The organism is Nocardioides sp. Root190 (assembly GCF_001428565.1).
Taxonomy (GTDB): domain Bacteria; phylum Actinomycetota; class Actinomycetes; order Propionibacteriales; family Nocardioidaceae; genus Nocardioides.
In genome coordinates this window covers 96,293-109,910 of sequence record NZ_LMIA01000014.1, presented here as the reverse complement: position 1 = coordinate 109,910, position 13,618 = coordinate 96,293, and the positions used below count along the sequence as shown (strand labels likewise).

Genomic DNA, 13,618 nt, shown 5'->3' with positions numbered 1-13,618 from the left:
AGGACCGGGCCAGGCCCGGGTCAGGACGCCGACGTCGTACGCCGTGCGGGGACGAGGGCCGCCAGGGCCATGCCGAGGAAGGCCGCGGCCGCGCCGACGATGAAGCAGATCCGGAACGCGTTCTCGTCGGGGATCTCGTAGCCTCCGAGCGTGATCGTCGAGGCGGTCAGGATCGCGGCCATCACCGCCGCGGAGATGCTGGTGCCGACCGAGCGCATCAGGCCGTTGATGCCGACGCCGGAACCGGCCTCGGTGATCGGCACCGACTCGAGGATCAGGGTCGGCATGGCGGCGTACCCGATGCCGATTCCGGCGGAGGTGATGCAGTTGAAGACCAGGAGCTGCCAGGGGCTGTCGGCGAAGAAGATCGCGAAGACGTATCCCAGGCCCAGGACGGCGGCACCGATCATCAGGGTGCGACGAGCGCCGGCCACCCGGATGAGGCGTCCCGACACCGGCGAGAAGGCCATCATCACCAGACCACCCGGAGCCATCCAGAGGCCGGTCTCGAGCAGGGTCTGCCCCAGTCCGTAGCCGGTCGACTCGGGCGACTGCAGGAGGCGGGGTACGACGATCGCCTGGGCCATCATGCCGAAGCCGATCGCGATCGCGGCCAGATTGGTGAGCAGGACGGGGCGGCGCGCGCTGACCCGGAGGTCGCACAGCGGGTCCTCGACGCGGAGCTCGTAGCTGCCCCACGCCACCAGGACGACGACCGCGGCCACGAGCAGGCCGATGGTGCGCCCGTGCGCCCAGCCCCACTCATTGCCCTTCGACACCGCGATCAGCAGGGCGACCAGACCAACGGCGAGACCGAGGGCGCCGAGCACGTCGAACCGACCTGGTACGGCGTCCCGTACGTGCGGGACGAGCAGCGCGACGGCGAGGGCGACGAGGAAGGCGAGGCCGGTGGAGACCCAGAACAGGGTGTGCCAGCTGAAGTCCTGCACGATCCAGGCCGACAGGGGCAGGCCGATCGCGCCACCGACACCGAGGGTGGCGCTCATCGCCGCCATGCCCGTGGCGGCGAACTGCGGCGGCACGACCTCGCGCATCAGCGCGATGCCGACCGGGATGAAGCCCATCGCGAAGCCCTGCAGGATCCGGCCCGCCAGCATCGGCGCGAGCGAGCTGCTGAGCGCGCAGACGAGGGATCCGAGCACGAGCACTGTCGCGCTCGCCATCAGCACGCGCTGCTTGCCGAACAGGTCACCGAGCCGGCCGGAGATCGGCATCGCGATCGCGCCGGCGACGAGGGTCGCGGTCACGACCCAGGACGCGTTCGCCTCGCTCGTGTCGAGCAGCATGCCGAGCTCACCCTGGATCGGGATGACCATCGTCTGCGTCAGCGCAGCAGTCAGTCCACCGAAGCAGAGGACGGCCACGGTGAGCAGGGGCGAGCCGATCCGGCTGCCGGTGGCGTCGGGCGCCGACGCGGGCGCAGTAGTTGTCACAGTCAACCAGTCAACGGCGTTGACCGAGTCCGTGTCAACACCGTTGACCCGCGCCGGCGATGCCCTACGGTTGCGGTGTGACCAAGACCTCCTCGCCCGAGCGCACCGCACCGGTCGACGAGAGCCAGCTGCGCCCTGCCGGTCGAGCGACGCGGGCCGCGATCGAGGCAGCTGCCCGCACCCTGTTCGCCGAGCGCGGCTTCGAGGCCGCCTCGGTCCGGGCCATCGCCACCGAGGCAGGCGTCGACCCGGCCCTCGTGATCCGTCACTTCGGCTCCAAGGAAGCGCTCTTCCTGCGCACCCTCGACACCTCCGCGGGGGTCGGAGCCGTGCTCGACGGTCCGCTCGAGACGGTCGGTCGGCGCCTGGTCGCCTACTTCCTGGATCCCGAGCGACCCGCCGTACGCCATCGCTATCTCGCCCTGGCCCAGGCCGCTCATCGCGACCAGGTCCGCGAGGAGATGGTCCGCTACACCGCCGAGACGTACGTCGCCCGGCTCGCGCCCCGCATGGAGGGCGCGGATCGTGAGGTGCGCGCCGTCCTCGTCGTGGCCCAGATCAACGGCCTGCTCAACCTGCTGTTCCAGCAGGAGGACCCGATCGTCAGCGGCGCCGACACCGCCACCCTCGTCGCGCTCTACGGCGACGCCATCCAGGGAGTCCTCACCCCGTGAGCCGTGCCTGGCACGGGCTGACCGCAGCCGTCGCCATCGGCGCGATCGGCCTGCAGCTCGGCCTGGTCGTCGACGGCGCGTCCGTCCTGGTCGAGGAGGACCCGCCCGGCCTCGGCCTGCGCCTGGCCCGCTTCGTCGCGTACTTCACCATCCAGAGCAACGTGCTGGTCGCGGTCGCAGCGGTCCTGCTGACCCGCTCCCCCGATCGCGACGGTCCCGGCTTCCGTGCGCTGCGGCTCGCCGGCACCGTCGGGATCACCGTCACCGGCCTGGTCCACTTCTTCCTGCTGCGCCCGCTGCTCGAGCTCGACGGGGCGAGCTGGGCGGCCGACAAGCTGCTGCACATGGTCGTGCCCGCACTCGCCGTGATCGGCTGGTTCGCCTTCGGGCCACACCCGCGCGTCGAGGGCCGGGCCGTCGCGATCACCTTCGCCTGGCCGATCCTCTGGCTGGCCGTGACGCTCGTCGTCGCCGCCACGACGAGGTGGGTGCCGTACCCGTTCCTCGACTTCCGCGAGGAGGGCTGGGCACACGTCGGTGTGGTGGCCCTCGCCATCACGGTCCTTTTCGCCGGGTTGATCCCCGGTTACCGGTACGCCGACCGGCGGCTGACCGCGGGCGCGGGTTAGCGGCGAGATCAGCGGCGCAGCGTGTTACAGCGGCCCCGGCCGATTCGCGACGGCGAGCTTCCCCGGCGCCCGCAGGATGTCGACCCGAGCCACCTGCTCCCCCACGACGGTGAGCACGACCAGCGAGGTCAGCGCCCCGGCCTCGCGGATCCCGATCGCGGAGGCTCCGTTGACCTCGACGAGGTCGATCTCGACGTCGCCGCCGACGTACTTCGCGACGAGTCCCACGAGGAACCTGGCCGCGCGGTCAGCTCCGAGCACCGGGCGGCGCGCGGAGCTGACGACTCCCCCGCCGTCGGAGGTGAGCACGACGTCCGGGTCGAGGGTCGCGAGCAGTGCGGCGAGGTCGCCGCCGGCCGCAGCGGCGAGGAACCGGCCGAGGACGGCGTCGTGCGCCGAGCGGTCCACCTCGAAGCGCGGCGCCCGTTCAGCGAGGTGAGCGCGCGCCCGCGCAGCGAGCTGGCGCACGGCCGCGGGCGTCCGGCCGACGACGGTCGCGACCTCGGCGAAGGCCATCCCGAACACGTCGTGGAGCACGAACGCAGCGCGTTCGGCAGGTGAGAGCGATTCGAGCAGCACCAGCAGTGCATAGCTGACGGTCTCGTCGAGGGTGACCCGGTCGGCGGGGTCGGGCGAGGTGGTGTCGACGTACGGCTCCGGGAGCCACGGCCCGACGTACTGCTCACGGCGCACGCGTGCCGACCTCAGCACGTCGGTGGCAGCGCGGGCGACCGCGACGGTGAGCCAGCCGGTGACGTCGCGGACCGGCTCCCGGGCATCCGCGTCCGCCAGCCGCGTCCAGCAGTCCGCGACGACGTCCTCGGCCTCGGACCGCGCACCCAGGATCGCGTAGGCCACGCGCACCATCCGCGGCCGCAGCTCGTCGTACTCCTGGGCGAGGCGTTCGAGCCGCTCGTCGCGGGCCTCAGGCACCGGCAAGCCACTCGTCGAAGGTCTGCACCCCGAGCGTCGCACCCGTCCCCGGGAGGAGTCCGCCGCCAGCGACCTGACGTCCGACGGCACCCACCAGGGGCAGGGGTACGACGAGCCGGCGGGTCCCGCGGCGGCGCAGCTCGCTGCGCACCATGAGGTCCATCCGCTCCGGCTGGGGACCGGCGAGCTCCTGGACCGCGTCGTACGGCGTGCCGAGCGCGTGGGCCACCAGGGACGCCGCGACCTCGGCGGCGGCGACCGGTTGCGTGGGCATCCGTGGCGCGAGGGCGAGCAGGGGCGGGCTCTGGTCGATCATCTGGCCGGCGAACTCGTGGAACTGCGCCGCGCGCAGGATCGTCCACGGCACCGACCCAGCCCTGACCAGGTCCTCCTGGCGACGCTTGCCGAGGTAGTAGGGCATGTCGACCTGGTCGTTGCCGATGATCGAGAGGGCGACGTGGTGGCGCACGCCGGCGCGGGCGCCGGCCTCGAGGAGATGGGAGGTCGCCGCATCGAAGAAGGCGATCGACCGCTTCGCGCTCATGGTGGTGACGTTGCTGGCGTCGATGACCGCGTCGGCACCGGCGAGCGCGGCAGCCAGGCCCGCGCCGGTCGTCAGGTCGACGCCGGCCGATCGGGAGATCACGACCGGGGTCGCACCGGCTCGTCGTACCTCGTCGACGACCATCCGGCCGACCAGGCCCGTGCCACCCGCCACTGCGATCACCGGAGCCGTCTCGGGACTCTTCTCGGGGTTCATGACAGGTGGACGAGACAGGTCGTCCGGATGTGACATCAGCGGTCTCCGCGGGCCTCCAGGGCACCGGTCAGCAACGCGACCAGCGCCTCGGTCTGCAGGTCGATCGAGCCACCCTCGATGTCGTCGCCGGCACCGTCGAGGGCGCGCGCCGCGAGGCCGGCCTTCTTGTCGATCAGCTCGGCGATGCGGGTGTCGAGGGTCTGCGTGGCGATCACGCGCCAGGCGGTGACCGGCTCGGCCTGACCGATCCGGTGCACCCGGTCGATCGCCTGTGTCTGCTCCGCGTCGGTCCAGGAGAGCTCGGCGAGGACCAGGTTGGAGGCGACCTGGAGGTTCAGGCCGACACCGGCTGCGGTCAGCGAGCACACCGCGATCTGTACGTCGGGGTCGTTGACGAAGGCATCGATCGCCTTCTGGCGGGCCGTGGAGGTCTGGTCGCCGCGGATCGAGGTGTACTTGATCCCGCGCTCCTTGAAGGTCTGCTCGGCCTGGTCCATCACGTCGATGTGCTTGGCGAAGAAGACCACCTTGCCGACGTTGCGGGCGAGCTGGGCGGTGTAGTCCGCGGCCAGCCCGGCCTTGGCCTGGCCGATGCGGCGCATCATCGTGAAGACGTTCTCACCGGTCTTGGCCGAGTTGTCCTCGCGCTCCCAGCCGGCCACCTGGCGGACCAGACGGTGGTCGATTCCCTCGACCACGGCGCCGCTGCGGCGGGTGGACAGTGCGGCGTCGTACCGCTCCATCATGCGGCGGGCGAGCTCCTTCTCGGCCTTGCGGATGCTGCGTCCGGCCTCACCCTCGAGCTCGACCGGGATGTCGGCGATGCGGCGGGCGGGGATGTCGGAGGCGACGTCGATCTTGCGGCGGCGCACGATGCCCTCGTCGATCACGGCCCGGCGGGCTGCGGGGTAGAACGACAGGTCGGCCGGGGTCAGCCCGGTCTCCTCGAGCGCTTCCATCAGCTCGCCCTGCGGCACGACGTCGTCGATCCAGCCCAGGAACTGCCAGATCGCGCGGAAGTCCTCGATGTCGTTGATCAGGGGGGTGCCGGTCAGCGCCATGAGCAACGGGTTCGCGACCCGGGCCCGGATCCGCGCCGACAGCTCGAGGACGTTCTGGGAACGCTGCGAGCTCTTGTTCTTGATGTAGTGCGCCTCGTCGACGATCATCCCGCGGAAGCCGTGGTTGCCGAGCCAGCCGACGTGGCGGTCGAGGATCTCGTAGTTGACGACGAACACGTCGGCGAAGCCGTCGGCGTCGTCACCGTCGCCGTGCAGGACCGTGGCGCGCCGGTTCGGCGTCCAGATCTCCACCTCGCGGGCCCAGTTCGTCTTGACGACGTTGGGGACGACGGCCAGCAGCGGGAAGGATCCCGAGGCCTCCGCGGCGAGCAGCGCCTGGGCGGTCTTGCCCAGACCCGGCTCGTCGGCGAGCAGGAAGGTGCGGTGGCCCGAGGCGGCCGCCGCGATCAGCTGGGCCTGGTGGTGCATGAGCTCGCGGCCGGCCGGGTCGTGCCGGCCGGTCAGCGTGGTGAGCTGGTCGGCGTCGGGCAGCGGCATGCAGGCGGGGGCGTCCGGAGTAGACCGCTCGAAGGAACGGAAGAGCGGCTCGAGCAGCTCCCACCCGGCGAGCCGGCGCGGGCGGACCCGGGCCCGGGCGTGGGCGAAGTCGGGGACGAGGAACGGATTGGCGAGCTGGCGCGCCTGCACCGACAGCGGCATGACCCGCTTCTCCAGCAGGGCCGCGGCACCGGCGTCGACGACCTCCGCCTCGGGCTCCGGCTCGGGCTCGTTGACGCCGGCCTTCTTCAGCAGCTCGCGCCGCATCGCCTTGGCCGAGTCCGACATCTCGGCGTTCTCGTCGAGCAGGGTGAACAGGGTGCTGTCGCGGGCAGCGGTCTGGGCCAGGATCGTCGCGATCCCGTCGAGGCGCTTGAGCTCCTCGCCGCGGCGGCCGTCGGAGAGGTCGGGGTCGGACTTGACCCGGATCCGCTCCTCGCGCGCCAGCAGTGCCACGACCTGGAACTTCGCACGGACCTCCGGCATCGCCGAGCGGCGGGCGACCGCCGCCTCGACCTCACGCACGGCGCGCGCGAGCTGCGGGATGATGCCGTCCTCGTTGCGACGCGCCCGCGCCGCCTGGGGGTTCCGACGCTGTTGCGTCGAGCCCCGCTGGCCTCCTCGAGCCACAGGTGTCCTTCCAATTGCGGACTGGTCCGCACGTCATCGACGACGGCTCGCGCTGCTGCGGGAGGGCGCCGAACTGGTGATCATCACCGGGTGCGGCGTCGAAGGACGGCGACCGGTGGTGCTCCCACGATAGCGCACCACTTCCGTCGTGACTCGATTCACAGGTTCCTGACAGTCGCGGGCCAGTCCTCCCCCAGTCGTCGGCGCCACTGTCGTGAGGAGTCCCCCGACGTGGTGGGACCCACGAGAGGAGACACACATGTCGAAGTACCGGATGCGCGCCGCCGCACTGCTCGCCGCGGGAGCCGTCGCGGGCGGCGCCACGGCCGTCACCCTGTCGGCCACCGCCGACGACACCGGATCGGGAGCGAGCGCCAGCGCCGACGAGGGACGCGGACCGGGCGGTCACGGCCGCGGCGGGGCGCACGTCGACATCGCCGCCCTGGCCACGGCCCTCGGAGTCTCCGAGGACGAGCTCGAGAGCGCGCTGGACGCCGTACGGGAGGACCTGAAGCCCGACGCGGCGAAGAAGCCCGCCGACGGGGAGCGGCCCACGCCTCCGACCGAGGCCGAGCGCGAGGAGCGCAGCGCGGCGCTCGCGAAGGCACTCGCCGACGAGCTCGGCATCGACGAGGCGAAGGTCAGCGACGCGCTGGAGGGCCTGCAGTCGGCGGCGAGGACGGAGCGGCGCACCGACCTCGAGGAGCGGCTGGACCAGGCGGTCGAGGACGGCGAGCTGACCGACGGCGACAAGGCGTCGGTGCTCAAGGCGTACGACGCCGGGGTGCTCGGGCGGCGCTGAGCTGGCGCGCCGCGGCGGATGTCATGCGATGTGGTCGCTCTGGCCGCCACATCGCATGACATCCGCGCCGGGCGATCAGCCCTCGACCCCGAGCGCGTCGCGGCCCAGCGCGAGAAGCGTGTCCTCGGGGGTGAACGGGTGGAACTTGACCGCACGGATGTCGCGGTAGGCCCGCTCGATGACCGACCCACGGAAGAAGGCCGGTCCCCCGGCGACCTCCATCGCCAGGTCGCAGACCTCGATGCCGGCGCGGGCGACCTCGGCCTTGGCGGCCATCACGGCGAGCACGGTGTCGTACGACGGCGTGGGGTCCTCGCCCACCGCGGCCAGCGCGCCGTCCAAGGCCCAACCCGCAACCTGCAGCCGTCCCCGCATCACCCCGATCTGGCGCTGGGTCGACGGGTCACCGGAGCGGCGACCCGCAGCGCTCACCGCGGCGGCGTACGCCGCCTCGGCGATGCCGAGGTAGACGCCCGTGACGATCGGGAAGGCGATGCTCGAGATCACCTGCAGTGGCGCGTCGAGCACGCCCCACGGCCGGTTCGCCAGGACCTTCTCCTCCGGCACGAAGACGTCGACCAGGTCGATGTCGTTGCTGGCCGTGCCGCGCATGCCCAGCGTGTCCCAGTTGTCGGCGACCGCGACACCGGACGTGGCGATCGGGATCGCCATGTTCAGCACCCGTCGGCCCTGGTCCGGGTCGTCCAGACAGAACATCGTCGACATCACGGCGCCGTGTGACGACTGGCTGGCGAAGCGCTTGCGGCCGGTGACCCGGTAGCCGCCCTCGACGCGCACGGCGTCGCCGTGGGGGTGGGTGTAGTCGCCGCCGCCGGTCGAGACCAGGAGGATCTGTTCCTCGGCGACCCGGCGCAGCGTCGCCTCCGCCCCGGGCAGGCCGCGCCGGTACCGCCAGGCGGTGAAGGCGACGACGTGCTGGTGCATCGCGCTGGCGAGGGCGGTCGAGCCGCAGTGGTGGGCGAGCTCGCGCTGGAGCGCGGTCAGCTCGGCGATGGTCGCACCGTCGCCACCGAGCTCCACCGGGACGGCGGCCCGGAGCAGTCCGGAGGCACGGAGCTCGTCGTAGGCCTCGGCGACGAAGCTGCCGTCGAGGTCGTGGCGGGAGGCGTGAGCCGCGATGCGGGGTCCGAGCTCGGCAGCTCGTGCCAGCGGGGTGGAGGTGGCCGTTGCCCCGGTCGGCTGGGTGAGTGTGGTCATGGATCCACCGTCCGCCGGCGGCGCTCCCGCGACCAGTCCACGAAAGTGACTCCGCTGGTCCAGATTCGGGACTACCCGCCGGCCGCCGACGGGAGCACCATGGGGCCATGCCCGACTACGGCAACTACTGCCCTGTGTCCATGGCGGCCGAGGTCGTCGCCGATCGCTGGACGCCCCTGATCATCAGGGAGATGGTCCTGGGCAACACCCGCTTCAACGACATCGCCCGCGCCATGCCGGGCATCTCGCGCTCACTGCTCGTCCAGCGGCTGCGCCACCTCGAACGCCGCGGCGTGCTCGAGACCTGGCCGGCTCCGACCGGCCGCGGCAGCGAGTACCACCTCACCGCCGCCGGCCGCGACCTCGAGCGGGTCATCGACAGCCTCGGCCGCTGGGCGATCGAGTGGCTCTTCGACGAGCTGCGGCCGCACGACGTCGCGCCGACCACGCTGATGTGGTGGATGCACCGTCGCGTGGACACCTCGGCGCTGCCGCCGGGGCGCACGGTCATCGAGTTCCGCCACACGGCGCCGGACCCGACGACGATCTGGCTGGTCGCGGACCACGGCGAGGTGTCGGTCTGCCTCCAGCACCCCGGCTTCGAGAGCAGCGTGGAGGTCAGCGCCTCGACGCCCGCACTCGCCGACGTGTTCCAGGGGTACTGCACCTGGCGCGAAGCCGTCGACGGCAACCGGATCGAGGTGGCCGGGCCGCCCCGGTTGGTCGACTCGCTGCCGCGCTGGTTCCTCTGGAGCCCGTGGGCGGACGTCACCCGCGAGCGCGCCGACCGGGCTGCCCCGCCGGTCCTGGACGGGCAGATCGCGACGCCACACTAGAACCTGTTCTAGTGTGGCGTCGTGGGCACCTACGCAGTCACCGGATCCGCGTCCGGCATGGGCCGGTCCGTCGTCGACATCCTCGTCCGTGACGGCCACACGGTCATCGGCGTGGACATCAAGGACGCAGACGTCGTGGCCGACCTCTCGAGTCCAGCAGGCCGTCGTACGGCGGCGAAGACGGTGCTGGAGCGAGCGGGCGGCGTACTCGACGGCGCCGTGCTCGCCGCGGGGCTGGGCCCGGCACCGGGACGGGACCGCTCGCGACTGATCGGCCAGGTCAACGTCCTGGGCGTCACCGACCTGCTCGAGGCCTGGCGCCCCGCGCTCGCCCGGGCCGACCGGGCCAAGGTCGTCGTGTTCGCGAGCAACTCCACGACCACCGTGCCACTGGTCCCGAAGCGTGCCGTGCGAGCCCTTCTCGAGGGCGACGTCGAACGCGCCGTGCGAGTGCTGCGCGTCTACGGCAGGGCCGCGCCGACGTTCGCGTACGCCGCCAGCAAGATCGCGGTCAGCCAGTGGGTCCGAGGCCACGCCGTGACACCCGGATGGGCCGGCGAGGGCATCCGGCTCAACGCCCTCGCGCCCGGCGCGATCATGACTCCCCTGCTCGAACAGCAGCTGGCGACCCCCGCCGAGGCGAAGCGGATCCGGTCGTTCCCGGTCCCGATCGGGGGCTTCGGCGATGCCGACCAGCTCGCCGCCTGGGTGGTCTTCATGCTGTCCGACGCGGCCGACTTCCTGTGCGGCAGTGTCGTGTTCGTCGACGGCGGCTCGGACGCGTGGTTCCGGGCTGCCGACTGGCCGCGACCGGTCCCGGCTCGCCAGCTGCGGCGCTACGTCGGCCGGATGAAGGAGTTCGGGGCGCAGCGGCGCGCCAGCCGGACTTCTTGACGGTTGCTGGCGCCCAGCCACGTGACGTGAAACAAGTTGCGCAACTAGTTGCATAGCGGTCCCGGCTGAGGCATCCTGCTGTCATGGCACTCGAGCACGCGATCCTCGTCTCGCTCAGCGAGCGCGCCGCGTCGGGATCGGAACTGGTCCGGCGCTTCGACGCGTCGATCGGCTTCTTCTGGAGCGCGACGCACCAGCAGATCTACCGGGTGCTGGGCCGGATGGAGAGCGACGGATGGATCACGGCCGAGACCGTTCCCCAGCCCGACCGCCCCACGAAGAAGGTCTACGACGTCACCGACGCCGGCCGCGCCGAGCTGACCCGCTGGATCGGTGAGCCGAGCACACCCGATGCGATGCGCAGCAGCGTCAGCGTGCGGATGCGCGGGGCGTCGTACGGCGACCGGGCGGCCCTGCTCGAGGACCTGCGCCGCCAGCTCGACGAGCACACCAAGCGGCTCTCGCTCTACGAGTTCCTCGCGACCCGCGACTTCCCGGACCCCGGCGCGCTGCGTGACGCCGACCTCGACATCTACCTCGTGCTGCGTGGCGGCCTCCTCATGGAGGAGTTCTGGATCCGCTGGCTGAGCGAGTACATCGACGCCCACACCTCAATTGCGACCGACATCGCCACCTCTGGCAAGGAGTCCTGATGACCAGCTATCCCCTGCTCACCTCGAAGGCGGTCGTCGGCGGCCTGGAGCTCCAGTCCCGTGCCGTGATGGGCTCGATGCACACCGGCCTCGAGGACCGGCCCTGGCACGTCGACGAGATGGCGGCCTACTTCGCCGAGCGCGCCCGCGGTGGGGTCGGCCTCATCGTCACCGGCGGCTACGCGCCGAACGTGCGCGGCTGGCTGCTGCCCTTCGGCTCGCAGATGACCACCCGGATGAACGCCCACCGGCACCAGCGCGTCACGGAAGCGGTGCACGAGCACGGCGGCAAGATCGCGCTGCAGCTGCTGCACGCAGGCCGCTACGGCTACACGCCCTTCAGCGTGTCCGCCAGCGCGACGAAGTCCCCCATCACCCCGTTCAAGGCCTCGGCCCTGTCGACGCGTGCCGTGGACAAGACGGTCGACGACTTCGTCGCCTCCGCGAAGCTCGCCCGCAAGGCCGGCTACGACGGCATCGAGGTGATGGGGTCCGAGGGCTACCTGATCAACCAGTTCCTCGCCGAGCGCACCAACCGTCGTACCGACAAGTGGGGCGGCTCCGCCGAGGCGCGGATGCGCTTCCCGGTCGAGATCGTGCGCCGGATCCGCCAGGAGATGCCGGACTTCTTCGTGATGTACCGGATGTCGTTGCTGGACCTGGTCCCCGACGGCCAGACCTGGGCCGAGACCCTCGACCTCGCGCACCAGCTGGAGGAGGCCGGCGCGAGCGTCTTCAACACCGGCATCGGCTGGCACGAGGCGCGAGTGCCCACGATCGTCACGAGCGTCCCGCGCGGCGCCTGGGTCGACAGCACCCTGCGACTCAAGGAGGCCGTCTCGATCCCGGTGTGCGCCAGCAACCGGATCAACACCCCCGACCTCGCCGAGTCGATCCTCGAGCAGGGCATCGACCTGGTCTCGATGGCGCGCCCGTTCCTCGCCGACCCCGACCTCGTCGCGAAGGCCCGCGACGGCCGTGCCGACGAGATCAACACCTGCATCGGTTGCAACCAGGCCTGCCTGGACCACACGTTCAAGGCGCAGCGCGCGTCCTGCCTGGTCAACCCCCGCGCCTGCCACGAGACCACGCTGGTGCTCACCCCGACCCGTCGCGCCAAGCGCGTCGCGATCGTGGGCGCCGGACCGGCGGGGCTCGCCACCGCCGTCAGCTCCGCAGAGCGCGGCCACGACGTGACGCTGTTCGAGGCGAGCGACGAGCTGGGCGGCCAGTTCCGCCTCGCCATGCAGATCCCCGGCAAGGAGGAGTTCGCCGAGACGCTGCGCTACTACCGCCGCCGGATGGAGGTGCTGGGCGTCAACGTGAAGCTCTCGACCCGCGCCACCCCCGACCTGCTCAGCGGGTTCGACGAGGTCGTCGTCGCCACGGGCGTCGCCCCGCGGACGCCCTCGATCCCCGGCATCGACCACGCGAAGGTCGTGTCCTACCCCGACGCGATCACCGGTCGGGTCCCCGTCGGTGGCCGCGTCGCCGTGATGGGTGCCGGCGGCATCGGCTTCGACGTCAGCGAGCTGCTGGCGCACGAGCCGGAGACCCTCGAGCAGTGGAAGGCGCACTGGGGCGTGGCCGACCCTGCCGTCGTACGCGGAGGCATCACCGACAAGCTGCCCCGCACCCCCAGGCGCGAGGTGTGGCTGCTCCAGCGCAAGGAGTCCGCGCAGGGCAAGGGTCTGGGCAAGACGTCCGGCTGGGTGCACCGTGCGGCCGTCAAGGACCTCGGCGTGCACCAGATCAGCGGCGTCTCCTACGACAAGGTCGACGACGCCGGCCTGCACATCACCGTCGACGGCAGCGCCCAGGTGCTCGACGTCGACCACGTCGTCGTGTGCGCGGGACAGGAGTCGGTGCGCGGCCTGTACGACGAGCTGCTCGCCTCGGCCTTCCCCGGGACGGTCCACCTCATCGGCGGCGCCGACGTCGCCGCCGAGCTGGACGCCAAGCGCGCCATCAAGCAGGGCACCGAGCTGGCGGCAACGCTGTGAGCGCCACGACGGGAGGGTTCCGCGCCGCCGTCGAGTCCGGTGACGTGGCGGCCATGCAGGCGTCGCTCGCCGAGGACGTCGTCTTCCGCAGCCCCGTGGCCCACAAGCCCTACGAGGGCAAGGCGATCACGGCTGCGATCCTCGCGAACGTCGTCGAGGTCTTCGAGGACTTCCGCTACGTCCGCGAGCTCGGCGACGCCGACGGCCACGCACTGGTCTTCGAGGCGAAGGTCAACGGCCTCGACATCACCGGCTGCGACTTCCTCGTGATCGACGACGCCGGCCTGATCACCGACTTCATGGTGATGGTGCGCCCGTTGAAGGCAGCCAACGCCCTGGCCGATGCGATGGGTGCCCGGTTCGACCGGATCGTGGAACAGGCTTCCGGGGCCTGAATCCCCCGCGAAGTGCGCGGTTTTCTCCCCCGAAGTGCGAGGGTTTCTCCCCCGACGTACGCCGGTTTCTCCTCGTCGTACGACGCAGAGGGCGCACCTCGGAGGAGACAACGTGACACTTCGGTAGAGAAAACCACGCACTTCGTGCCCCCGAGTTGTCCGTCCGTCCCTCTAGGGT

General features: G+C 71.5%; 13 protein-coding genes. 8 read left to right on the top strand and 5 right to left on the bottom strand.

Annotation, left to right across the window (positions count from 1 at the left end):
• Window positions 1-20 precede the first annotated feature (20 nt).
• On the bottom strand, window positions 21-1,454 hold the full coding sequence (locus ASE01_RS23265) for an MFS transporter (RefSeq protein WP_056758578.1): 1,434 nt from the start codon (window positions 1,452-1,454) through the stop codon (window positions 21-23).
• 77 nt (window positions 1,455-1,531) lie between these two features.
• Here ASE01_RS23265 and ASE01_RS23260 point away from each other — a divergent pair, with 77 nt between their 5' ends.
• The gene (locus tag ASE01_RS23260) at window positions 1,532-2,128 is read left to right on the top strand and encodes a TetR family transcriptional regulator (protein ID WP_162260333.1); all 597 of its coding nucleotides are present in this window, start codon (window positions 1,532-1,534) and stop codon (window positions 2,126-2,128) included.
• Window positions 2,125-2,757 (top strand): Pr6Pr family membrane protein, encoded by a 633-nt coding sequence (locus ASE01_RS23255; protein WP_056758573.1) that lies wholly within the window; start codon window positions 2,125-2,127, stop codon window positions 2,755-2,757. Before ASE01_RS23260 ends, ASE01_RS23255 begins: the two co-directional genes overlap by 4 nt.
• A 24-nt stretch (window positions 2,758-2,781) precedes the next feature.
• Here the strand turns inward: ASE01_RS23255 and sigJ are convergent, their stop codons facing one another.
• Genes sigJ through ASE01_RS23240 form a run of 3 tightly spaced genes read right to left on the bottom strand, consistent with a single transcriptional unit; the run spans window position 2,782 to window position 6,639 of the window.
• Window positions 2,782-3,690, bottom strand: a complete 909-nt coding sequence (gene sigJ, locus ASE01_RS23250) for an RNA polymerase sigma factor SigJ (protein WP_056758570.1) — start codon at window positions 3,688-3,690, stop codon at window positions 2,782-2,784.
• Entirely contained in the window at window positions 3,683-4,450 is a 768-nt protein-coding gene (locus ASE01_RS23245) for an SDR family oxidoreductase (protein ID WP_056758567.1), read from the bottom strand. Before ASE01_RS23245 ends, sigJ begins: the two co-directional genes overlap by 8 nt.
• A 35-nt stretch (window positions 4,451-4,485) precedes the next feature.
• Complete coding sequence (locus tag ASE01_RS23240; protein ID WP_056758564.1) at window positions 4,486-6,639, bottom strand: DEAD/DEAH box helicase; 2,154 nt, start codon at window positions 6,637-6,639, stop codon at window positions 4,486-4,488.
• 259 nt (window positions 6,640-6,898) lie between these two features.
• On the opposite strand from ASE01_RS23240, the gene ASE01_RS23235 reads away from it, so the two are divergent.
• Window positions 6,899-7,441 carry a hypothetical protein gene (locus tag ASE01_RS23235; protein ID WP_056758560.1) on the top strand — a complete coding sequence of 181 codons (543 nt, stop codon included), beginning with the start codon at window positions 6,899-6,901 and terminating at the stop codon, window positions 7,439-7,441.
• A gap of 75 nt (window positions 7,442-7,516) precedes the next feature.
• Here the strand turns inward: ASE01_RS23235 and ASE01_RS23230 are convergent, their stop codons facing one another.
• Window positions 7,517-8,659, bottom strand: coding sequence for an acyl-CoA dehydrogenase family protein (locus tag ASE01_RS23230; protein ID WP_056758558.1), 1,143 nt, complete (start codon window positions 8,657-8,659; stop codon window positions 7,517-7,519).
• A gap of 107 nt (window positions 8,660-8,766) precedes the next feature.
• Between ASE01_RS23230 and ASE01_RS23225 the strand changes: the two genes are divergently transcribed.
• From ASE01_RS23225 to ASE01_RS23205, 5 genes are all read left to right on the top strand, one after another.
• Window positions 8,767-9,495, top strand: a complete 729-nt coding sequence (locus tag ASE01_RS23225) for a winged helix-turn-helix transcriptional regulator (RefSeq protein WP_056758556.1) — start codon at window positions 8,767-8,769, stop codon at window positions 9,493-9,495.
• Window positions 9,496-9,516: 21 nt separating this feature from the next.
• Entirely contained in the window at window positions 9,517-10,389 is an 873-nt protein-coding gene (locus tag ASE01_RS23220) for an SDR family oxidoreductase (RefSeq protein ID WP_056758554.1), read from the top strand.
• Between the two features lie 83 nt (window positions 10,390-10,472).
• Complete coding sequence (locus ASE01_RS23215) at window positions 10,473-11,042, top strand: PadR family transcriptional regulator (RefSeq protein ID WP_056758551.1); 570 nt, start codon at window positions 10,473-10,475, stop codon at window positions 11,040-11,042.
• On the top strand, window positions 11,042-13,045 hold the full coding sequence (locus ASE01_RS23210; RefSeq protein ID WP_056758547.1) for an NADPH-dependent 2,4-dienoyl-CoA reductase: 2,004 nt from the start codon (window positions 11,042-11,044) through the stop codon (window positions 13,043-13,045). The genes ASE01_RS23215 and ASE01_RS23210 overlap by 1 nt, the downstream gene beginning before the upstream one ends.
• Window positions 13,042-13,440, top strand: a complete 399-nt coding sequence (locus ASE01_RS23205; protein ID WP_235536181.1) for a nuclear transport factor 2 family protein — start codon at window positions 13,042-13,044, stop codon at window positions 13,438-13,440. Before ASE01_RS23210 ends, ASE01_RS23205 begins: the two co-directional genes overlap by 4 nt.
• Window positions 13,441-13,618: the final 178 nt, after the last annotated feature.